13 protein-coding genes, 1 tRNA gene and 1 CRISPR repeat array are annotated in these 22,121 nt (G+C 57.1%); of the genes, 6 read left to right on the top strand and 8 right to left on the bottom strand.

Going from position 1 to position 22,121, the window contains the following annotated elements:
• Window positions 1-2 precede the first annotated feature (2 nt).
• On the top strand, window positions 3-1,061 hold the full coding sequence (locus tag IE099_RS18710; RefSeq protein WP_189573615.1) for a glucose-6-phosphate dehydrogenase assembly protein OpcA: 1,059 nt from the start codon (window positions 3-5) through the stop codon (window positions 1,059-1,061).
• A 91-nt stretch (window positions 1,062-1,152) separates the two neighbouring features.
• Window positions 1,153-2,178: direct repeats of the CRISPR family, unit length 36 nt; unit sequence GCTGCGGATTGACTGCAGGCAGTGATCAATTACCAT.
• Window positions 2,179-2,225: 47 nt separating this feature from the next.
• On the opposite strand, the gene cas2 is transcribed toward IE099_RS18710, so the two are convergent.
• The 4 genes from cas2 to IE099_RS18690 form a co-directional block, all read right to left on the bottom strand.
• Complete coding sequence (gene cas2, locus IE099_RS18705; RefSeq protein WP_229809590.1) at window positions 2,226-2,555, bottom strand: CRISPR-associated endonuclease Cas2; 330 nt, start codon at window positions 2,553-2,555, stop codon at window positions 2,226-2,228.
• 2 nt (window positions 2,556-2,557) lie between these two features.
• The gene (gene cas1, locus IE099_RS18700) at window positions 2,558-3,487 is read right to left on the bottom strand and encodes a type II CRISPR-associated endonuclease Cas1 (RefSeq protein WP_189573612.1); all 930 of its coding nucleotides are present in this window, start codon (window positions 3,485-3,487) and stop codon (window positions 2,558-2,560) included.
• Window positions 3,488-3,496: 9 nt separating this feature from the next.
• Complete coding sequence (gene cas9 / locus IE099_RS18695) at window positions 3,497-6,919, bottom strand: type II CRISPR RNA-guided endonuclease Cas9 (protein ID WP_189573609.1); 3,423 nt, start codon at window positions 6,917-6,919, stop codon at window positions 3,497-3,499.
• Window positions 6,920-7,485: 566 nt separating this feature from the next.
• The gene (locus IE099_RS18690) at window positions 7,486-8,463 is read right to left on the bottom strand and encodes a hypothetical protein (protein ID WP_189573606.1); all 978 of its coding nucleotides are present in this window, start codon (window positions 8,461-8,463) and stop codon (window positions 7,486-7,488) included.
• A gap of 104 nt (window positions 8,464-8,567) precedes the next feature.
• Between IE099_RS18690 and ahr the strand changes: the two genes are divergently transcribed.
• The gene (gene ahr / locus IE099_RS18685) at window positions 8,568-9,578 is read left to right on the top strand and encodes an NADPH-dependent aldehyde reductase Ahr (protein ID WP_189573604.1); all 1,011 of its coding nucleotides are present in this window, start codon (window positions 8,568-8,570) and stop codon (window positions 9,576-9,578) included.
• A gap of 82 nt (window positions 9,579-9,660) precedes the next feature.
• On the opposite strand, the gene IE099_RS18680 is transcribed toward ahr, so the two are convergent.
• From IE099_RS18680 to IE099_RS18670, 3 genes are all read right to left on the bottom strand, one after another.
• The gene (locus tag IE099_RS18680) at window positions 9,661-14,223 is read right to left on the bottom strand and encodes a choice-of-anchor D domain-containing protein (protein ID WP_189573602.1); all 4,563 of its coding nucleotides are present in this window, start codon (window positions 14,221-14,223) and stop codon (window positions 9,661-9,663) included.
• Between the two features lie 140 nt (window positions 14,224-14,363).
• Window positions 14,364-16,592 (bottom strand): serine/threonine-protein kinase, encoded by a 2,229-nt coding sequence (locus IE099_RS18675; protein ID WP_189573600.1) that lies wholly within the window; start codon window positions 16,590-16,592, stop codon window positions 14,364-14,366.
• A 22-nt stretch (window positions 16,593-16,614) separates the two neighbouring features.
• Window positions 16,615-17,262, bottom strand: a complete 648-nt coding sequence (locus IE099_RS18670) for an RNA polymerase sigma factor (protein ID WP_189573598.1) — start codon at window positions 17,260-17,262, stop codon at window positions 16,615-16,617.
• Between the two features lie 144 nt (window positions 17,263-17,406).
• On the opposite strand from IE099_RS18670, the gene IE099_RS18665 reads away from it, so the two are divergent.
• From IE099_RS18665 to IE099_RS18650, 4 genes are all read left to right on the top strand, one after another.
• Window positions 17,407-18,840, top strand: coding sequence for a DUF2868 domain-containing protein (locus tag IE099_RS18665; RefSeq protein ID WP_189573596.1), 1,434 nt, complete (start codon window positions 17,407-17,409; stop codon window positions 18,838-18,840).
• A gap of 58 nt (window positions 18,841-18,898) precedes the next feature.
• Window positions 18,899-20,368 (top strand): DUF3482 domain-containing protein, encoded by a 1,470-nt coding sequence (locus tag IE099_RS18660; protein ID WP_189573595.1) that lies wholly within the window; start codon window positions 18,899-18,901, stop codon window positions 20,366-20,368.
• 68 nt (window positions 20,369-20,436) lie between these two features.
• Complete coding sequence (locus tag IE099_RS18655; protein WP_189573592.1) at window positions 20,437-21,768, top strand: MATE family efflux transporter; 1,332 nt, start codon at window positions 20,437-20,439, stop codon at window positions 21,766-21,768.
• Between the two features lie 55 nt (window positions 21,769-21,823).
• Window positions 21,824-21,915, top strand: a tRNA-Ser gene (locus IE099_RS18650).
• Window positions 21,916-21,992: 77 nt separating this feature from the next.
• On the opposite strand, the gene IE099_RS18645 is transcribed toward IE099_RS18650, so the two are convergent.
• Window positions 21,993-22,121 (bottom strand): transposase (locus IE099_RS18645; RefSeq protein WP_189573587.1); only part of this gene is annotated, 129 nt, incomplete at its 5' end.

The raw sequence follows: 22,121 nt of genomic DNA, 5'->3' as shown, positions 1-22,121 counted from the left end.
CCATGAGTGCTAACCTTGGACAGCCAGTGGAAGTCGGCTCCATCGGTAAGGAGCTGAAGAAGATTTGGGAGGCGGATGAAGCCGCCACCAATGCCTCTTTGATGAACTTTGCGATCTATTCCGAGCAGGCCGGTGCTCTGGAAGAGAACTCGGAAGCGATCTTCGCGCTCACTCGCGAGCATGCCTGTCGGGCTATTCTCGTGGAGATGCAACGGGACGCTCCCAAGTCACAGATCGAGGCCTGGGTGACGGCCCATTGTCACCTCGCGCACGGGCGCAAGACCGTCTGCTGCGAACAGCTTTCTTTCCGCTTGAAGGGAAAGGCCATCGGCCGGATGCGCAACACGCTCTTCTCCAATCTGAATAGTGATTTGCCATTGGTCTTCTGGTGGCAGGGTGAGCTCTCGGACTTGTTTGAGGAAAGGCTCTATCGTCTCACTAGCCGCTTCATCGTCGACTCCGCCGAGTGGTCGGATGTGCCAGCGGGCTTTGCTCGTCTGCGCGATGCGGTGGAGGACTCGCGCTGCCAGATGGCGGTGCAGGACTTGGCCTGGACCCGGACCTATCATTTCCGTTTGGGGATTGCCGGTTTGTTCGACGATCCTTTGGCTCAGGAGATGCTCGAGAAAGTCAACTCAGTGAAAATTGCAGGGCAGCCTGGTCACTGGACGAGCGCTTGGTTGACCCTTGCGTGGCTGGCAACCCAGGCCGGTTGGGCATTCGTATCGCGGGATGAAACTCGATTTGTGTTTGCCGCCAAAGATGGCCGCGAAATCGTCGTCGAGTGGGAGACCGAAGAGTCGTATGCGCCGCTTTCTCTAGTCTCGCTAACTGATGGCAAGACTACCGTGGAAGTGAGCCGCAAGGCCGCCGATAGCCATCTCAGCCTGGAGCTCCACGCACCGCATCACTCCCTGAGCCAAGTCGCTCCTGCAGACCCTGACGGAAAGGTGGAGCTCGTCGCCGAACAGCTTTCCCGCGGCGGGAAAAACTCCCTCTTCCGCAAAATCTGGCCCGCCTTTTTTGACGTGCTGGGGATCGATGGCGAGCAGGATTGTTAGTTTCTCGGAAGGAGGATTAGAAGAGGTGATTATTCCCTTAGTGGGGGCCTAAAAACTGCGAATGGCAATTTTTCTATCGAGTTCACGAGGTCCGCGGGATTGACTGCAGGCAGTGATCAATTACCATTGGACGGAATTGATTCGTTATTCAAACCTGGCTGCGGATTGACTGCAGGCAGTGATCAATTACCATTTACGGCCTTCCCGTCATCCTGGACGACGAGCTGCGGATTGACTGCAGGCAGTGATCAATTACCATAACAGCGCCGAAAGCGTGAAGACCGCGAGCGCTGCGGATTGACTGCAGGCAGTGATCAATTACCATGCCTGGGTGATGGGAGGACACAGCGTCGTCGCTGCGGATTGACTGCAGGCAGTGATCAATTACCATGGTCACCGAAACCCTCGACAAGGCCGCCGTGCTGCGGATTGACTGCAGGCAGTGATCAATTACCATTCCCGCGCATAGAGACGCAATCCGACCGCTGCTGCGGATTGACTGCAGGCAGTGATCAATTACCATAACTAATGCAGTCTTGATCTAGCAGGGCCCGCTGCGGATTGACTGCAGGCAGTGATCAATTACCATAGCGATTACTTTAACCGAACACCAATTAGGGCTGCGGATTGACTGCAGGCAGTGATCAATTACCATTATCGGTGGGACCATGTTCTAGCCTATCTTGCTGCGGATTGACTGCAGGCAGTGATCAATTACCATGCATAATATTTCGGTGATCATCGAAGAGCTGCTGCGGATTGACTGCAGGCAGTGATCAATTACCATGCTCGAAAGTGACTCTCCTCAAACCCCTGCGCTGCGGATTGACTGCAGGCAGTGATCAATTACCATGACGAGACGGTGAACCCTTACCGCTCGCTCGCTGCGGATTGACTGCAGGCAGTGATCAATTACCATACCCACGCCCACAAGTCGGAAGACGAGCGCGCTGCGGATTGACTGCAGGCAGTGATCAATTACCATACCTATCGATTGGAGCAAGTGGGGAGTTATGCTGCGGATTGACTGCAGGCAGTGATCAATTACCATGCGCGGCAGATTATTAAGGACTTTAAAACCGCTGCGGATTGACTGCAGGCAGTGATCAATTACCATCTTAATCTCGGAATTAACTTATATTGAGTCGGTTCCGAGATTTTTCGCTAGAACATTTCGAGCTGTGCTGGCTCGTCTTCGGTCCTAATTCTGCGTTTTCCGAAATAGACTTCCATGCGGGAGAATTGTTTGTCGGTGAATTGACAGACGCGGACTTCGCCGTCGGGTGGCACACAAGAGCGGATGCGTTCGAGGTGGACTTCGGTGTTTTCCTTGCTGGCGCAGTGGCGATAATAGACGGAGTATTGCATCATGGAGAAACCGTCTTCGAGAAGGTCCTTGCGGAAGCGCTGATATTGTTTTTTCGCTTTCGCTGTGTCGGTAGGGAGGTCGAAGAGGACAATGATCCACATGGTTCGGTAGGCTGAGAGTTCCATAATTAGAAGGGGTCGTCAGGCCATTGGGGCTCGAATACTGGAGAGTGGAGGGTTTGGCTTTCGCGGGTGAGTAAGCGGTGGAAGCTGTTGATGTAGCGGGGAAGGGCGGCCATGAGGGGGCCGGTTTGCCCGTTGAGGGTGACGGTGTGGGTAAGGAGGCTGAGAAGGGCTTTTCGATTTCCAGGGGTTAGGGCGGATGGAATGTCCTCTTCACTGGCGAGGATTTGTTTAACAGTGTAATCGACGAGGGGACGCAGGGGTTCCATGAGGTCGTCGGCGAGGCAGAAGGGGTTGTCGCGTTTGTGGTGGAAGACGCCGAGAGCGGGTTGGAGCCCAGCTGATACGAGGGCGCGGGCTGTGGCAGCGCGCATAATGGCGTAGCCGTAGTTAAGGAGGGCGTTGAAGCGGGATTCGCTGGCGGGGTCGCGTTTGTCGCCTTCTTGATATCGGTCGGGGAAAAGGGCAGGCCAGTAGATGCGGGCGGCTTGGGCTTCGTGGTTTTCGGAGTCGCCGGATTTGACAGCTTGAGTGAGGGTGTGGAGTTTTTTGCGGAAGGGGTCCTCTAGGAGGCTGGCTTGGGCGGTGATTTTAGCGCGGACGATGGCTTTCCACGCTTGTTTGCGGGCGGGGAGGTCGGCTTGGAGTTGAGCCATCATGCGGGGGACCAGCTCGGTGTGGGTTAGGGTGGGGAGGAGGAGTCCGGCGGGGAGATGTTTGTCGTTGCAGATAACGACAACGGCCCCGGATTCAAGGAGGGCATGGAGAATAGCGGAAGAGAGCGAGATGGCGGGGTGCTGGAGAATGAGAACCCCGATATCTTCGCAGGCGAAGGTGCGTTCGCCTTCATCGTTAGGAAGCTTGATGACGAGTTGCTGGTGACGAAGGGAGAGACGAACAGGCCGCTGGGAGATTTCAAGGGTGTGTTTGACCATTTCTAGCGCTCAGTTGACGTCTCGAATTTCTCCAGAAGGGAGGACTATTACTTTGCGGGCATTGGGAAAATTATCTTCAAATCTGTTCGGTGAGCTGGTCTTTTGAATACTTACTGCTCTTCCTGTTATTGGGTCCTTTTGATTATTTTGTCTCGCATCGCAGTGATGGACAAACTTCACAGTTAGCTGGATGGAATGAATACCCTTGAAAATGAACAGTCGAGTTTCGTTGTTTGTTTCCGATGTGATTGAATCATTATAAGTTAGGTGGAAGCGGAACTCGGCTTCCGGGGGCATATTGGGATAGTGCTTTTGGACGATGTCCTCTCCGTTTCGCTTCCGGCGGCTGGCTTCTAGGAGGGTAACGGGTTCGAAGTGGCTTTTGCCGTCGCCAAGGGAGAAGATAGCAACGTGGTGGGTGTTGCCGGGGATGATGAGTTCTTTGGCGTTGCCGTCGGGCCGGAGGGGGACGGCAGCTTTGTTGGGGATAAGCAGGCGGACTTTCTTGATGGGAATGGCTTCGCCTCCTTTATTGTTGGGGAGGGTGATTTTTCCCAGTTCGGCATCTTGGAGAGGATTTTTCTTTTTGAGTTTATTGAGGAGGTCTCCTTTCAATCTGCGGTTGTCAGTTTCGAGGGCGTGAATGTCGCTCTCGGTAAGGGTTTGGTGTTTCTCAAAATGAGCCCGCACATCGTCATCCATCTTTTTACCGAAGTCTTCGGGGTAGAGAATTTTCTCTTGTTCGAGATATTGCTGAACGACATGAGCTACTGACACATCACGGATTTTTGCGATTTCGCCGTCGGAGAGGGTGGCGAGTCTCTTGCGTCTAACAAGAATACCCGGTTCACTCGTAGAACCGTAATTTGTCTCTTCGTGAAGAGGGCCGGAGACTTTTCGGTTGGGCCGATGAGAGACCCAGATTGCGTCGAGTGAGGCGGCGGCTGCGACTCGGAACTCGGGCCAGGGGGAGACTAGGTTTTCGAGCTGGGGTTTGAGTCGGTAGATACGAATTTTTTCTTTGGATTCTTCGTCTTGTTTGTCTTTCCAGTGGTTTTCGTATTTAAGTTCCTTGGTCACTTTCTGCAAAAGAGAGCGATCGCAAGCGGCGATGACGATTGCGTCGAGGGCGTGGTGGCGGTGGTCGTCGCGGTTCTTGAGATCGAGGAGGTCATGGCGGAGGAGATCGTTGAGCTGCCAATGACGGCAGAGGAGAGCTGTATGTCTGCCCTTGGTGCAGAAGATTCGGTGTTCCTCTTTCTTAGGAAAAAGGGTGGAGAGGTAGTGTCGGGCGACACGGGTCATGTAGGCAGTATCGACGGCGTCGCGCTCGGCGAATCCATCGGGGAGTTTGTCCGCAAGTAGACGTTTGCGTTTGGGGTAGGGAAGGTCTTGGGCGCGCTGGGCAAGGGCTTCGAATTCGGTGGAACCTTCGCCCAGCCACTCGCTAGGGAGGCGGTCTCCCTTGAGCCTGTTTTGCTCGGTAAAGCAGACGACCTTGTTGAGGTAAGAGTCGTCATTGGCGCGGCGGGGGTAGATGTGGTCGATGTCAACATTTCCGCCCAAAAGGTCTTGCACGCTGATGGGCTCGCCCGAGTAGATGCAGGTTTTGTTTTGTTCTTCCCAAAGGCGGAAGAGGAGGATGGCGTCACGTGTAGGGGCGACATTGTATTTGGCGAGTTCGTTTTTGGCTCGGGTGCGTTCTTTTTCGTGCTGCTTGGTTTTCTTGGCGTGTTCCTCACGTTTCTTGGCAGACATCTTGAGGTCGCGGGCCATTTCAAGGTGAATGGCGGTTGGTTTGCCGTGCTTGCGAATGATGGCGTTGACGACTTTGCGGAGCTCGTGCAGGGCGCGGAGGACGAGAGGGTTGTTGAGATGTGGAAAATGGGGTTCGTAGTGTGAGGTGTCACTGGGATTTGTGAGCTGGGTCAGGTGAGGAAGGATATCGAAGGATTTACTAGAGGTCTCGTCACGTCGGGGATAGCCAGCGAGGTGGCGGGCAGAGAGATGGTCTTCGTCCTTCTTTCCCTGATAGAGTTTTCCTTCGCGCATGTGGGGAAGCATCTTTTCTAGCGCGACGACAGAGAGGTGGCCGTAGCCGGTGGGGAGGGAGGTCTTGAGGAGTTTGTCAATGTCGTCGTGGGAAAGCGTGGGGACTTGTTCGAGGAGTTCGCGAGTCTCGTCATCAGTGCGTTGGATGACTTTGCCTGAATTGGAGTCGTCGGGTAGGGTGAGAATTTCGACGATGCGGTTCTTGCCCGCTTCGTCGAGTTTGGGCCAAGTGGATTTGAGGGTGTTGGCGAGTTTGTTTTCGGTGGGGAGGCCGGAGATGTTTTCGCGGTTGTTGGCTTCGAGGTTGAAGGTGATGTGGGCTTCCTCGGGGCTATCTGGGAGCTTGGTGATTTTCTTTTTGAGAGCTTTGAGGGTGGGCTTTTGGGTGGTCGAGAGATAGGTGATGGCAACTTGCCGCTCTCCATCATTGAGTTTGCGCTCTTGGGGTTTGCCGGGGCTGGATTGGTCAAGGTAGCGAAGGTTGTTGAGTTCTTGAAGCATGCGAAACTCTTGAAAGCGGCGATCAGCGACTGGGGCGCGGAGTTCGTCTGGTTCGAGTTCGCAATGGCCGATGGAGGACAGGGGCCAATAGACGCGACGCTGAAAAAAGGTGAGGTTTTCGAGGCCGAATTGTTGTAGGAGAGATTCGGTTTTATTGCGGGGAATGGGTTTGGTGACGGCGGTGGGGTCATCTTGTGGGCCGTGGCTTCCGTAGCGGAGGGTATCGGTGAGTTCGGGATGGTGCTTGGCTTGCTCCCTCCATATGAGGGAAAACTCATGATGGAGCATGTGGCGATGGATGTGCCGCGCTCGGAGTCGAATGGTATTGCCGTGCTCGCCGCCTTCTTTCTTTCGGAGTTGATAGAGGTGGTTGCCGAGGGTCTCGTGTTTGGCTTCGTCTATTTGCGTTTGTAAGCGGGAGATATTGCCCAATAGTCCTTCGAGTTCTTTCTTGTCGTCGCCCTCGGCGGCATCGAGTTCAGCTTTGCGAAGTGAGAGGAAGCCGCGACGTTGGTTGAGATGGAGGATGACGCGAGCAAATTCGGGGAGAGTGATTTTTTCGTTGATGGCGCGGTGACGAAGCTCATAGGGATCGAGATTTTCCCAGTCTTGAAGAGCGCATTCTTCACTGGGGATCCACTGCAACTCTATGAGAATCTGTCGAATCAGTTGCTTGCGCTTCGCCTTGCGGGAACCTCGGCGGCGAGCTGTACGTTTGCTCCGGCGCTTGAGATTCTTGGAGGTGTAAGCATCTCGTTCTTTTTCCATGCCAGCAGGGAAGATACGAACACCAGAGTCGATTGTCTTTTCTTCTATGGAGAGGCATGCCCAACCAAGGGAGGCGACGCCCATGTCGAGTCCGAGGGTATAATTTTTCATCTAACAGGGACTCTAACTTGACAAGGGAAAGAATAAAGCCTTAACTGAACGAGGTAATTGATCACTGCTTGTTGTTCTTTTCGTAGCAATAATCAGATTTAGCGGGCAATGCTCTACGGAGTATCCCGCCTTTTTTTTGTTTCCGATAGATATGCTAATGTATTTCAAGAAGCTCCTTAGCTTATTTAGGCAAAGCTTTCAATTGACTGTTTTCTTTTAGCTTGCTTCAAATTAATGAGTTACAAGATCCCTTGGTTTGTTCACTCAGAAAGGAGAGCGGGCCTGCATGGAAGGCGTCAATTCGGAGGATTCTCTATTCGAACTAGTTACGGTCGATAGGGAGCTGGCAATCAAGTTCGATCTAATCTACTCCTTAAGAAGAGTTCAGCGCATTTGATGAAGAGCTTTATTGGAAAAGACAGTATGTGTAAGGATTGGCTTGGAATCCTTGCTGCGCATTCGTGAAATCAGTTTTCGACAAGTCGCTTGGGCATGGAAGTCGTCGAAGCTGAAGCAATTCAACCTTGGCTGCGAACTGGTATCCTTAGACCAAAAATTTTAGACCTTTAAGAAGTGGGGACTTCGCGAACTCTGATGAAGTCTCTGTTTTCCGTTGCGATGAAGGTCTTCGTGGTGAGTTCGGTCGTGACCTCGCTGGCTGGGATGTTGACTGTGGTGGTGGGATTTTCGAAATCCAAAGTCGGGGAGCTTTCGATCACATAGGCGCTTCCGATTGTGGACTCGAATGTGAGAGAAGCTTCACCACTCGCCGCATCGATTACTGCAAAGTCAGTGATCACCAAGGGCGGGACGGGTTCTTCATAGGTGAAGGCGATGGCCTGCGGAGCGATGATTGCGCCAGTGGCATTGGCTGAATGAAGCACGCCCACCGTCGCGGCTGCATTTTGGATGCCCACTGTGACTCGGCTCGACTGCAAAGTTCCATCAGATTCGGGGTAAGAAAGATAGATGCTTCCATCAGCGAATAGTAAGGCTTGAAAGGTGAACTTACCTGACCCTAGTCCCGTGAAGTGAAACGCGTTTTGCCACTGAATAATGGTGACTGCGGTGTCGCTTTTGAAGGGGTGTTCGGGGAGATTGGCAAAACTCTGCGAGAAGACTCCTCCCGCAGGGCCAGGGAAATCTCCGAACTCATCGACTACCAGATCATCGTGTAGAGCATAGATGCGAGATCCACCTCCGCTAAAGACTCGAAAGGGGACTGAGGGGCGGTTGTTGTAGTCTCCTCCGGTGTCACTCAGGTCGCTGGAAAGATAGCCATTTGTGGAAACTCGAATCGCAGAAAGAGTCTCGCCATAGAAGGGGAAGCCAGCGGGGATTTGCACGGTTTGCGCGCCTTCGTCACCAGTGCCTTGAAAAAAGATTCGGCTTCCGGTGGTGGAAATGTCGATGAAATGGAAGGCGGGACCGTCGGGTTCGCTGGAATCAGTCACGGAATACCCAAAGCTATCTGGACCGTTCGTAATCGCGGGCAGCGAGGCACTCAATGCGAGAAAAGAAAGTAAGGCTAGGGACGCTTTCATTGCGAGATGCAAGGGTAAGGGAAGACGCTCGTCAATGGGGAAGCTGTAGCGAAAGCGTTTCCTTCTGCTTGACGGGGTGAAAAAGCAGGTCGAGGGGTGGGGATATGAAATACCAAGCATACGCCGCCGATTCAGCCGAAGGAAAACTGTCCATCCGAGACTGGGAACTGGGAGAACTGGGGCCGAATGAGGTCGACATCGACGTGGACTACTGCGGCCTCTGCCATAGTGACGTGAGTATGCTTAAGAATCACTGGGAGATGACGGGTTACCCGATCGTTCCCGGGCATGAGGTGGTGGGGCGAGTGAGCGCGAAGGGAGAGTCTGTCGCTCACCTGGAGGTGGGCCAACGGGTGGGCTTGGGCTGGCTCGCGGGATCCTGTGGGACTTGTCAGCCGTGCTTGGGTGGTCATCAGAATCTGTGCGCCGATTCCAAAGGCACCATCGTCGGCCGTGCGGGAGGCTTTGCCGAATCCGTGCGCGCGGAGGCCCTGTGGGCGATTCCATTGCCGGATGGTGTCGATTCGGAGGCTGCAGGTCCGCTCTTCTGCGGGGGCATCACGGTCTTTAACCCCATCGTGCAGAACAATATTTCTCCCATGGACCGCGTGGCGGTGGTGGGGATTGGGGGACTTGGCCACATGGCCTTGCAGTTTCTCAATAAGTGGGGTTGCGAGGTGACCGCTTTTTCAACCAGTCCGGACAAGGAAGATCAGGCCCGCGAACTGGGGGCTCATCACTTCGTCAACTCGCGCGACGATTCTCAACTCGATAAGGTGGCGGGGAGCTATGACCTGATTCTTTCCACCGTGAACGTGGAGTTGGATTGGGAAAAATACGTTGCCGCGCTGCGTCCGCAGGGAACCCTACATTTGGTGGGTGCCGCTCCCAAGGTGGAGTCGAGTGTCTTTGCCCTCATTCAAGGTCAGAAATCCATCAGCGCCTCGCCAGTGGGCAGTCCCGGAATCACCGCCCGCATGGTCGAGTTTTCCGCTCGTCACCATATCGCGCCCAAGGTGGAGGTCATGCCGATGTCCGAGATCAACGAGGCTTTCGACAAATTGGAGAAAGACAAGCCCGCCCATCGCATCGTGCTGAAGGCGGACTTCAACTGAGGCTGCTGCTTCGAAAGAAAAAAGCCGCCTCCGGTTTCCCGGAGACGGCATTTGGATTGCCTTCGAAAGGGGGACGTGCGTTTTAAAGGTTCTTCTCGAGGCGGAAGAACGCTTTGGGGTCGGTGGGGAGGTTGATAATATTGGGCAAATTGATCGTCTGCGGGGAATTGGAGCCGGTGATGTTTCCGAAGCCAGGAACAGTGACCCAGCTGTTTGCCTCCAGCGTTGTGCTTTTCTTGATGCTATAGGTTTCGCCCGGAATTGAGGTAAAGGTCACACTGGCGTCGTTCCCGTTGATATCGAACCCGGTAATCGCGAGCGCGCCAGTTGCTTCCTCAATCTCTGCCGTGATGGAGAAGGTGTAGGATGAGGCGGTGGTGTCGTTGCTAAAGATGGAGACTACGCCATCCTGCACTCCGCTCAGGTCGGTGCTCAAGGTCACGTTGAAGGGACGCTGCTGGCCGGGAGGAATGGTCGCCGGAGTGGTGTTTGTATACACTGCATTGTTCACGGTGAGACCGTAGATTTCCAAGTCCGCATCACCGTCATTGTGAATCACAAAGCTCTGGGTCGCGCTGGCCTCTCCCACGGTCAAGGTGCCGAAGTCGGTGCCGTCGGAAAGACGGGGCGAGCTGTCGCCGTTGGCAATGAGCAGACCGCCGGCATTGGAGACCACCCGGATTTCGGGCAGAAGACCAGGGTCTTGTCCGATACCTCTCACCGCGAAGGAATAGGGATCTTCATCCGCATCATTGCTTTCCAGCACGATGACGGCATTGCGGGTTCCTGTGTCGGTAGGGTCGAACTCGACTTCGAACTCGCGGGTTCCCCCTGGCGCGATGGTGACATTCAGCGGACTGGTCGACAGGCTGCGGATGGTGAAGTCGCTGGCATGGTCGCCAAGCACGCTCTTGTCGTTGATGACCAGGTTGGTGGTGCCGGTGTTGCGGATTTGGAAGGGGACGATGAGGGAGCCGCCATTGGGGTTCACTTCGCCGAAGAGGGTTCCATCCGCGCTCCGGGGAGTGCTGTCGCCGTCGCTAATGAGCTCGCTGAAGGTCGAGCCTCCGCCACGAACTTCCATCTCGGGCCCTTCACCCGTGCCCACGAGGGCAAAGGTGTAGGGGTCGCGTCCGGTGGGGTCGTTTGAGCGAATGGTGATGATGGTTTCGACTTCGTCCGTGCTGGTGGGGGTGAAGGTGATGGTGAAGTCATCGCTACCACCCACCGGGATATTGGCGGACAAGCCGCTGATCGTAAACTCGGGCTCGCTGCTGACTATGGAGCTGATGCTGAGGGTGTCAGTGCCGTCGTTGACGACCCGGTAGTTGCGGGTCTTGGTTTGGCCGAGGGTCACGGTGCCGAATTGGGTGACATCCTGATTGGGGTCGAGGTCATTGTCGCTGATGTCAAAGGGGAGTCCGGTGGAGGTGAGTCCGCGAACGCGAATCTCGGGGTCGCCGATGCCTTCGCCTCGCATGGAGAAGGTGTAGGGATCCTCGTCGGGGTCATCGTTGCGGAGCTCGAAGATCACGTTTTCCACCCCCACATTGTTCGGCTCGAAGGTGATGTTGAAGAAGTGGGACTCACCGGGCTGAATGGTGCGAACTCCAGTGATGGGGAGCAGGCCGCTGACCGAGAATTCGTTCTCGGTATCGCCAATGAATTGGCGACTGGTGATGCGCAGCACCTTGTTGCCGGAGTTGTCGATGCGGAACTGATAGGTCTCATCGAAGCCGACCCGGGTGGTGTCAAAGTCGGTGCCATCGGCAACCCGAGGCGTATTGTCGCCGTCGAGGATGGGCCCGAACTGACTCGCCACTCCGCGGCCCAGGACCTCGATCTCGGAAGCCTCGGCATTACCCTCGATGGTGAAGTTGAAGGGGTTCTCATCGGAGTCATCATTTCCGAAGGAGAAGACAGCGGTCTTGGTCCCGAATGAGGTGGGGGTGAAGCGGATATTGAAGTCGATTCTGTCCCCGGGCGCCAAGGTCCCGTTGGCGGGAAAGCCCACGGTATTGAACTGGGAGGCACCCGAGCCCGAGAAGCTGCGGTTTCCCAGATTCAGGACGCCATCACCATCATTGTGAAGGCGCACCAGCATTTCGTAGGTGTCGCCCACTTCGGTATCCGCAAAGAGAGTGCCGTCGTTCGAGCGGGGAGTGGTATCGCCGTCATTGATCTCGGTCAGGGTGGTGCCAATTACATCGCGGCGGCCCTGCACCCGGATTTCGGGGGAACCGATTCCAACCCCAGTGAGGGCAAAGGTGTAGGGATCTTCGTCCGGGTCGTTGTTAGCGATAGAGACCGTGGCATTGCGCACTCCCGTGGTAGAGGGGTCGAAGGTGATGACGAAGTTCTGGGTCTTGCCCTCGCCAATATTGACAAAGGGGTTGCCGGCGAAGAGGCCGGAGATGCTGTAGTCGCCTGCGGCGGGACCGGTGATGGTCGTTCCGCTTTCAATATTCAGATTGACGTTCCCCAGGTTGGAGACCCGGAACTCGCGCTGGGCTTCATTGCCCACGCCGGTGACATTGGCTTCGCCGAAGTCCGTTCCATCCGCTTCGCGAGGGGTGGTGTCGCCATCCGCGATATCGAGGAAAGCCTCACCCGGCAGGTGACCGGCGACTTGAATCTCGGGAGCTTCCGCCGTTGCTTGAATGGCAAAGTTGAAAGGGTTCTCATTGGAGTCGCCATTGGCGAAGGTGAAGGTGGCGTTCTTCGTGCCGAAAGAAGTCGGGGTAAAGCGAATCTGGAAGTCCACACTCCCACCAGGCGCGATGGAACCATTGGTGGGAAAGCCCGCCGTATTGAACTGATTGGCGTCGGTGCCGGAGAAGCCGCGACTGCCAATCGAGAGGGTGTCGTCGCCATCGTTGTGAACCCGAACCAGCATGTTGTAGGTGCTGCCCACGTCGGTATTGGCAAAGAGGGTGCCGTCCGTGCTGCGGGGGGAGGTGTCGTTGTCGAAGATTTCTGTTAGGAAAGTTCCGGTGACATCGCGGCGCCCCTGCACCCGGATTTCAGGAATGCCAAAGCCGATTCCCCGCAGGGCGAAGCTGTAGGTTTGTTCATCGGGATCGTTGCTGTCCACGAGGAAGGTCGCGTTCTTGGTTCCCAACGAGGAGGGATTGAAGGTGATGGTGAACTCGCGGTCGTTGCCGGCGGCGATGTTGAAGGCCGAGTTGACTCCGGTGAAGGAGAAGTGCGACGCGCCGCTGCCTGTGATGCGGGGATTGGAGAGGTTGAGGCCATCGTTTCCGTCGTTGGTGATTTTGAATTCATTGGTGTTGGAGCCACTGCTCACCCGGACGCTGCCGAAGTCTGTTCCTTCCGAAGTTCGAACCGTAGTCTCGCCATCGGCGATGTTGTCATAGCCTCCGGTGCCCACGTTCGGACGGCCCGAGATGCGGATTTCGGGAGCTTCTCCCACGCCGCGAATGGTGAAGTTGAAGGGGTTCTCGTTGGAGTCATTGTTGCCAAAGGAAAAGGTCGCGGAGTGGGTCCCGGCCTCCAGTGGGGTGAAGCGGATATCGAAATCGCGAGAGCCTCCCGCCGGAATGCTTGCCGTGGAAAATCCGACCGTGCCGAAGTGGGCTGCGCCGGTTCCCGTGATGGAGCGGTTCTGCAAAGTCAGGGTCGCGTTGCCGGTGTTGTGGATGCGGATCACGGAGTCGCGGGAGCTGCCTACCGCAGTGTTGTCAAAGAGGGTTCCGTCCGCGCTGTTGGGAACGCTCTGGCCATCGGTGATGGGGTCGAAGGTGGTGCCAAATTGGTCGCGCTTTCCCTCCAGGGAAATTTCGGGAAAGGCGGTGCCGACTCCGGTGATGGTGAAATTGTAAGGACTTTCGCCCACGTCGTTATTGTCGAAGACAAAGGAGGCCGTCTTGGTTCCCGCGCTTGTCGGGGCGAAACGAATCTGAAAGTTCCGGTTGTTGCCCACTCCCAGGTTGGAAGTTCCCAGGCTGACGATTTGGAAGTGAGCGGCCCCGCTACCGGTGAGCCGAGGATTGCGGATGCGCAGCACATCGGGCGCGGCGCTGGAGTTCCGGATGTAGAAGTCCCGCTCAATATCCGAGCCCACCGATACCGAGCCGAAATTCGTGCCCGCTGATGTCGATGGGGTGCTGTCACCGTCGAGAGTGAGCAAGTCGCCACCTGAGGTGGGGTTGTAATAGACCGAAGCCTCTCCACAGCGGCCCTCGCCCTCCACCGCGAAGGTGTAGACACTCTCCGCATCGGGATCATTGCTATCGATGCGGATTGTTGTCTGGCGCGTTCCGTGGGTGAGGGGGGTGTAGCGGATGGTGAATACCCGTTGTGAACCGGCAGCAATCGTGAAGTTGCTGGAAGGAAAACCCGGGAAACTAAACTGGGAAGAGGTGCTGCTCGGGCTATTGCCGTTTACGAAAACCGTGAGGGTTTGGTTTCCGGTATTGCGGATGCGATAGGTTCGGTCCTTGGACTCGTTGCAGAACTCTCTATCGAAGTCAGTGACGACCTGATTGGGGTTGAGGTCATTGTCACTGATGTTTGGCCAACCAATACCATCACTACCTTCGATGATGATATTGGGGACCGCGTGGGCCTGCTGCGTCAGCAAGGCGACGAACAGGCTGGTGAGGAACTGGAGGAGCTTTTTCATGGTCGTTGTGAGGTTGTTGGCCCTCTCACTTTCGGAATGCGGCGAAATGAAAGAAGGTGTTGTCCTCCTCTAGCCCGCAGTCCTCCCCCGATTTCAGGATTTCTTCCTTTTTATGAAAAATCTCAGCCCTTGCCCAAAAATCAGGGTGCCAGCTCTTCAATGGCCTTGAGGGCCGCGGGAGGCGCCTCCTCATTCAGCGCGGTGGTCAGAGCGGCGAAATCAGGTTCGTTGCCAGGAAAGGCAAACTCGAGGTCGCGACTCTTGCGAAAGCTTCCTTTGGCCTTGCGCGTCCACATCGAACGCAGAGTCACCAGAGTCCCTTTGGTTGGTTTAGGTAGAACGATTGCCTTGGAATAGAAAGCTGCACCGAGCCGAAAGATGTCGTTCTCGCTGTTCCACTGGATCAATTCAGCTGCGGCGGTTGGTGATTCTCGGGCCGCCCAGATGAAGGCGTGCTGGGGTGCGAAGGTGGTGGCTTTTGAACGGATGCGAACGCGTTTCAGGTGAGCGTTCCAGTGGTCCATGATGACCGCATCGGTCGAAACGAGGCAGCGCTCGAATCCGAGGTCGACCCCACAGTTCGAGTCCACCCGGGTTATGGTGAGAGCGCGCGAGCCGGTGAGCAGGGAGTCGGTGAAGAGGATGCGGCTGGGTTCGGGGTTGGTGTCATGGGGGCGGCGATCCCATACCGAGGCGACCGAGGCCTCGGATAATTGGAAGCGGCAGTCCTTCACCCGCACCAGCGACCCATTGGACGATTGGATGACTGCTGGACGAGCGGCGGAATTGACGTTCATGGGCGCGGTGGACGCAATGAAGGTGCAGTTGCGGATGAGGTGACGTTCGCCCACCAGAGAGAGGCAACCGGGCGAGGTGCGCTCCATTTTTTTTGGTTGAAAAGTCAGCCCTTCCAGAAAAAGTGGGGAAAAGGACTTGAGGTGGGCATTCGGCCCCGTGTTGGCCAGCACGGGACGGGCTCCGTGGACCGCGCGGATGGCGAGAGGCTTTCCTGCTGGAATGGTGATGATGTTGACGGGAATCACCTCGCTGCGGTGGAGTTCGACCGTGGCGTTCGGGGCGGCGGCTTGGATCGCGCCCGAAAGCGTTTTGTGGGTTCCCAGTTGCCCTCTGATGGTGAAGCTTTCTCCGGAGAGAATCACCAGAGCGCGGTTGGTTTGGTCGCGGACCTGCGGGACCTGGAGCAGGCCGAAAGCTACTAGAGTGATAGTAGCAAGGGAGAGTAGGATACGTCGTCGTCTCGCCTTCTTTTTTCCAATCGGGGCGCGCTCGGATTCCAAGGCCGCGATGAGGGTTTCGGCATTGGGGAAACGCTCTGCGGGGTCTTTTTCCAAAAGCTTTTCCAAAAGTCGCGCAAACCAGGTGGGGAGCCTCGAATTGAGCACCCGGGGATGGGGTGGCTCGCTCTTGGCGACATTTTTCAGCACTGCAGCACTGGTTTCGCCAGCGAAAGGAAAGCGACCGGTGGCACAGTGATAGAGGACTGAACCCAGCGAAAAGAGATCGCTGCGGCCATCCAGCAGTTCGCCCACGGCCTGCTCTGGCGACATGTAGAGAGGGGTGCCCGCCACGCTGCCCTGATAGGTCAGAGAGGGATCGGTGATGCTGCGGGCGATGCCAAAGTCACAGACCCAGATGCGTTCGCTGTTTTCCTCCAGCATGATGTTAGCCGGCTTGATGTCGCGGTGGACAATGCCGGCCTGATGGGCGGCGGCCAAGGCTGAGGCTGCTTGCAGGGCGATGCTTTTCAGGCGGGGGAGCGGAAAGTCTTCCTTGCGATCCAAGGCATCCTGCAGGTTCCCGCCGCTCACATAGCGCATCGCAAACCACGGGCTGGGATCATTGTGGACGCTGTAGAGGGGGAGAATGTTGTCGTGCTCCAGTGCCGCTGCCGCGCGGGCTTCCCGCAAGAACCGCTCGCGGGCGGTGGCGTTGCCGGCCAGGTCGGGGGAGAGGGCCTTGAGGGCGGCAATGCGCTTCAGAACCGGGTCGCGGGCGCGAAAGACGATGCCCATGCCTCCGGTGGCAATGACATCGGTCACTTCGTAGGGACCGAGGGTGCCCAGCACGCCTTCGACCTCGCTGGGGGTGAGGATTTCTTTCCAGATCCCGGGCCTGACCGGTGGCAGCGGGGAGGGGCCGATGGTGCGCAGCAGCTTCATCAACTGGGAGACCTCTTCGGGCGGGGTGGTGGTCGCCGCTATCTCGCTCAGCGCGGCCGGAACCTTTTCCTCCGGGGGAGGATTTTCGGCAAAGTATTTCTCCAGCCCCTCCGACTCCTCGTGGGATAGGTTTCCCGCCAGCCAGGCATCAATTGTGGCGTCGTCAGGGGGGCGGGCGGGGTCAGGCATGGGGCGGGTCAACTTCCTCTAGTCAGTCCGCGGCTTTCGATTTCGAAAGATTTCGATTATTTGTCAGATCCTGTTCCCACTGCTCCGCATCGACGGAGGTCACCTTTTCGCGCAAGCGTTGCAGGACACGGGATTTGGCCACGGCAACCGCGTTTTTCGACATGCCGAATTCGCTAGCCACTTCTTCAGGTGGTTTGTCTAGCAAAGCGGTGGCCTCAAAGACCTGCCAAATGCGCGGGTTGAACTCGGGTTGAATCTTTTCCAAGGCCCAGGCCAGCAGCTGGCGCTGATAATCGGTCTCCCATTCCTCCTCGTGGGAGGTGTCGACTCGCTCGTCCATGGCCTGCAGCACGGAGATTTCGGCAATGGACAGGGGGCGGCGCGAGGATTTGCGGAAATGCTTTCCCACCGCATGGCGAACGGCGGTGAAGAGCCAGCCCTTGAACTTTCCCCGCGCCGGATCGTATTCGAAGTTCGCCATCGCCAGCGAGACCGAGCGCATCACGTCCTGCACGATGTCGGCGGTATCGGCGTGGCTGATGCTTCGCTTTTGGCAGTAGCCATAGAGCAAAGGGGTGTAGATTTCGGTGAATTCCGCCCAAGAATCGCGGTCTTCCGGGCTACGCAGTCGTAGCAGAAGAGTTTGGCGAGTTCTGATTTCATCGGCCATTAGTGATTTAAGATAAAGGATTTTCGAAAGAGGGGCAATGTTCGGGACAGGTCTTTTTCCGCTGCAAAGGCTGTGCCATGCAGCCGCGATTTTCCTGCTTTACCATTTTAACCCACCGGAATTTAGAGGACTGTTTTCAAAGAAATGGCGCGAGCAGTAAAAGAGGACAAGTGGACCCTGGCGGATTTGGCGGACTTCGAGTCGGTCTTGACCAGTGATGACGCCAGCCGTGGAGCGCGTCGGATCTATCGGGAGACGGTTTCTCCGCAGTTGTCGAGCGACCTCGATGAAGCCACCCGTCGGCGGCAGGGCTTGCGCCTGTGGCTGGAGGCGAAGCGGGGGGATGATAATTTGGCGGGGCAAAAGCTGGAGTCGGGCCTACGCCTGGCTGGGCTGGTGGTCAAGGTGCTGGCTCTCCTCGCCGGTCTGGGGATCGCGCGCGGTCTTTTGCAAGAGCTGCCCATGGGCGGGGGCCGGGGATACAATATCTGGCTTTTCCTCGGGGTGACTCTGGGACTGCAGTGGCTGTTCCTGTTGGGAGGCGGCGTTGCTTGGCTACTCTTTCGCAAAAGCGGACGACTGACCTGGAGCCAGGAGTTGCTGAGCTTTCTCGGGCGCAAGTTTGCAGGGAGTCGCTTGGGGCCGACCTGGTCGCGGCTCATCCAGATGCGCAGCGAGGGCTATGGTTCGGTGCTGGGCTGGCGCCTGGCCAGTATCAGTCAGCTGGGCGCGGTCTGGCTGGGCTTCGGCATCGTGGCCAGTTTCATCGGCTGTTTGTGGTTCTTGAAAGTGAATTTCTACTGGGAGTCGACCTTGCAGAGCTTCAGCGAGACGCAATTGGTGCGGGTCACCGATGGACTGTCCCTGCCGTGGTCTTGGGCGGGGGAGCAATGGCGTCCGGGCTCCTACGGGGTGGAGCAGGCGAGCCTGGAGGTGCTGCGCGATCCCCTGCGGGCTCCCGATCCCGGACCTGAGGAAGAGGTCAATCGCGTTTGGATGCGCTTTCTGGTGCTGGCGATTCTGGTCTGGGGCATTTTGCCGCGTCTCGTCCTTTATTTCTATTGCGTTGCTCGCGAAAAGCGGGCGCTGGCGAGCCTGGACTTTCAGGAAAGCCGCCACCGCAACTTGTGGCGCGAGATGGCCAAAGTAGAGCGCACGGTGGTTAAAACCAGCCAGGCCGACGGGGTGGTCCTGCTCGATGTCGGAGGCTCGGGGCTCAGCGTGGAATCGGTGCGACCCTTTCTCCTGCAACAACTCCGCGTCAATCCGGAGTCCGTGCACCAGACCGGGGTTCTCGATGCCAGCAAGGAGGAGGCCGCGGTAGAGGCGATGAAGCAAGCCGCCCTGGGCGTGGTGATGGCAGTGGAGGGGTGGAGTCTCTCCGGTCCGCAGATGAAGAGAAATTACGAAATGGTGCGGGGCGTCATTGGTGAAAAGAAACCCATCCGCTTCCTCGTAGTGGGAACTGTGAAGGGGGACCAAGTGACCGAAGTGGACGAGACCGAAATGGCCGAGTGGGTCAAATTCGTCGATGGTCTGCGCGACCCTGCGGTGGAAGTAGTGAAGTGGGAGAGTTGACGAGCAAAGGTTTGCCACTTACTTGGCGAAGTGGCAGCTTCCTCCCAGCCCGAATGAAATGAGCGACCTGGTTCCCAAAGACATCCCGACCTTTGCCGTAGTGGGCAAAGTGAACATGGGGAAATCATCCGTCCTCGCGACCTTGCTGGAGGTGGATGATGATCAGGTCATTCGGATTTCCTCCACTCCCGGCGAGACCACCCGGTGCCAGATTCTCCCCGTCGAGTTCGATGGGCGGGAGATGATTCGCTTCATCGACACCCCCGGTTTTGCCCGTCCGCTGGAGGCGATGCGCGCCATCGAGCAGATGCATGCCGATAGCGGGGCGAGCGGTTCACCCGGCTTGGCTGCCATCCAGGCTTTCGTTGAGGAATACGGGGGCACGGGCGAGTTCGAGGATGAGTGCCAGCTTCTAGGGCCGCTGGTCGATGGCGCGGGCCTGCTCTACATCATCGATCCCAGCAAACCCCTGCGCGATACCTTCATCGCCGAGATGGAAATCCTCCGCTGGACCGGACGCCAGCGCATGGCCTTGCTCAATGAAAAGGGCGAGGAACCGGAATATCGCGACGAGTGGAAAAACCGGCTCGGCAGCTACTTCAATCTTGTGCGCACCTTTGATGCCCACGAAGCGCGTTTCGACGAAAGGCGGCGCTTGCTGAAGTCTCTTCTGGAAATCGACGAAGACCATCGCGACCTCATCGAAGAGACCATCGTCTTCCTCGAAGAAGAGTGGACCCAGCGCCGCGAGGAGAGTGCGGAAGCGATCATTTCTTTCTTGGAAAAGGGTCTGGGTTACCGGGTGGAAAAGCGGGTGGAGGAGCGCGATATGGAGATGCCGCACCGGCGCGAGAAGCTGGGGCAGGAGCTCACCAAACGCTACTACGATCAGATTGCCAAGATGGAGAAAGAGACAGTGGAAAAGGTTCTCCACCTCTATCGCCATCACCTTGGGCGCGTCGAGGTCACTGCCACGGACTTCACTGGGATTGACCTGGAGCAGCAGGAGACTTGGCAAAAGTGGGGACTCTCCCGGAGCCAGCTCGCCATCGCAGGCGGTCTAACAGGTGGAGCCGGCGGGGCGACGATTGATATCGGCACCGGCGGTTTGACTCATGGCCTCGGAACGATTTTAGGTGCAGTGGGTGGTGCGGCGGCAGCCTTTTGGAAAGGTAGCGAGCTCCCCGATCTGGCGCTTGATTTGCAAAAGGGCGTCAAGCTGGCCCATGGCGAAGGAACGGCCCTGCGGCTGGGACCGCCCAAGAATGAGAACTTTGCCTGGATTCTGTTAGACAGCGTGCTCGGCCATTATCGCGAGATTGTCAGCCGGGCCCACGGCAAGCGCGAGGAACTGGTCCTCGGTCACGACTCCATGAAGGGCGGCATCGTCCAGTCCATCAAGGGCGAAGATCGCCGCGTCTTGCAGAAGTGGTTCACGAGTTGCGCCAAGAGCAAGGTGGACCGTAGTCTCGAGCCCGAGGTCTTCACCGTGGTGAGCAAAGTTCTCGCCGACCTCAATCGCAGCTAAGGTCCCCGGGAGCAGGGAGGTTCCTGTTCCTGATTCGCCAAGCTGTTTTTACGCACCCCTGACCTTTCATGTCTTTTCACACTGAAGCCCGCACCACTCTGAAGCTCGCTTTCCCGCTCGTCATCGGGCAGGTCAGCCAGATGCTGTTGGGGGTGGCCGATACCGTGATGCTGGGCAAGGTGGGGGTCACTGAACTGGCAGTCCTGACCTTTGCCAACTCGCTCTTTTACCTGCCCTTTGTCTTTGGTATCGGGGTTCTCACCGCCATCTCGGTCTTCACCTCCAATGCGCGGGGAGCGAACGATGCTTCTGCCGGGCGCGCCAGCTGCCGCCATGGATTCCAGATCGCGACGGTGTTGGGCTTTGTCCTCTCGTTACTCTTTTGCGCGCTGACCCCGCTACTCGGCTACTTCGACCAACCGCCGGAGGTGGTGGCGCGCACCCCGACCTTTTACCTCATCATCATGGTTTCCATGATGCCGGCGCTGATGTCCATTGCTCTCAAGAATCATGCCGACGCCATGGACCGGCCTTGGCCTGCTTTCTGGATCTTTCTCGGGGGAGTGGTGCTGAACGTCTTTCTCAACTGGGTCCTCATCTACGGCAATCTGGGCGCTCCGCGCATGGGACTGGAGGGCGCAGGTTGGGCGACCTTGACCTCGCGGATTCTCATCGTGGTGGGGATGTTGGCCTGGCTCAATCGTTCCCGCGTGCTCGCCGAGTGGGTGCCCAATCGCTGGTTGCGTGCACCGGTTCGTTCGGACGTGAAGCGCTTTCTCGGCATTGGCTTTCCCTCCAGTATTCAGATGACCTGCGAGGTGGCGGCCTTCTCCGGCGCCGCGCTTTTGATTGGCCGCTTTGGCGAGGCCTCGATGGCCGCGCACCAGATTGCCCTCATGTGTGCCGCCACCGCCTTCATGGTTCCCTTGGGCATCGCCATGGCGCTCAGTGTGCGCATCGGAGAAGCGGCGGGCAGGGGAGAGCACGAGCGGCTTCGTCCCATTGCGCTCTCGGGCTGGTCCATTGCTGCGACTTGGGCACTGATTTCTGCGGTCACCTTTTTCACGATGGGCAGCCAGCTGGCGGCCTCGTTCAATGACAACAATTACGTGGTCTCGCTCGCGGCCAAAATACTTGTCGTGGTCGGGGTTTTTCAATTGGTTGATAGTCTGCAAATCGCAGCCAGCTCCATGCTGCGGGGACTGCACGACACCCGGGTTCCCGCCCTCATCGGCTTTGTCTCCTACTGGCTCTTCGGCATCCCCATCGCGGTCATTCTCTCCAGCTTTTTGCAGTGGCGAGCAGTCGGGGTGTGGTGGGGACTGGCCCTAGGTCTCACCATCGCCTGCTGCACCCTCTGCTGGCGGACCTGGCGCAAGACCGCCCACGCCGCAATTTGAGCAAAAAGCAGGCTTGTCAAATCCAAGCTCACCAAGTTACCGTCCGCCTCCGCGAGGAGGGATGGCTGAGCTTGGTTTAAGGCACACGATTCGAAATCGTGCGAGGGGTTAAACTCTCCGAGGGTTCGAATCCCTCTCCCTCCGCCACTCACCGTTCATGTGGGATTATGGGGTCTACACCAAAGTTTGGGGACGAGCCGTTTTTTTGAGGTTTCAGGGGTTGTTTAACCGCACTGGGCTATGACGCGAAGTCGGTAATTGTTGAAGTTTTTGAAGCCATAGGCCCGTCGCTGGATGAGCTTCATTTTTCGGTGAAATCCTTCCGTGATTCCATTGTTGCGTGTGAAGCGCCA

This window comes from Roseibacillus persicicus (assembly GCF_014651675.1).
Classification (GTDB): Bacteria; Verrucomicrobiota; Verrucomicrobiia; order Verrucomicrobiales; family Akkermansiaceae; genus Roseibacillus; species Roseibacillus persicicus.
The sequence above is the reverse complement of the archived record's forward strand: the minus strand, read 5'-3'. Positions and strand labels throughout refer to the sequence as shown.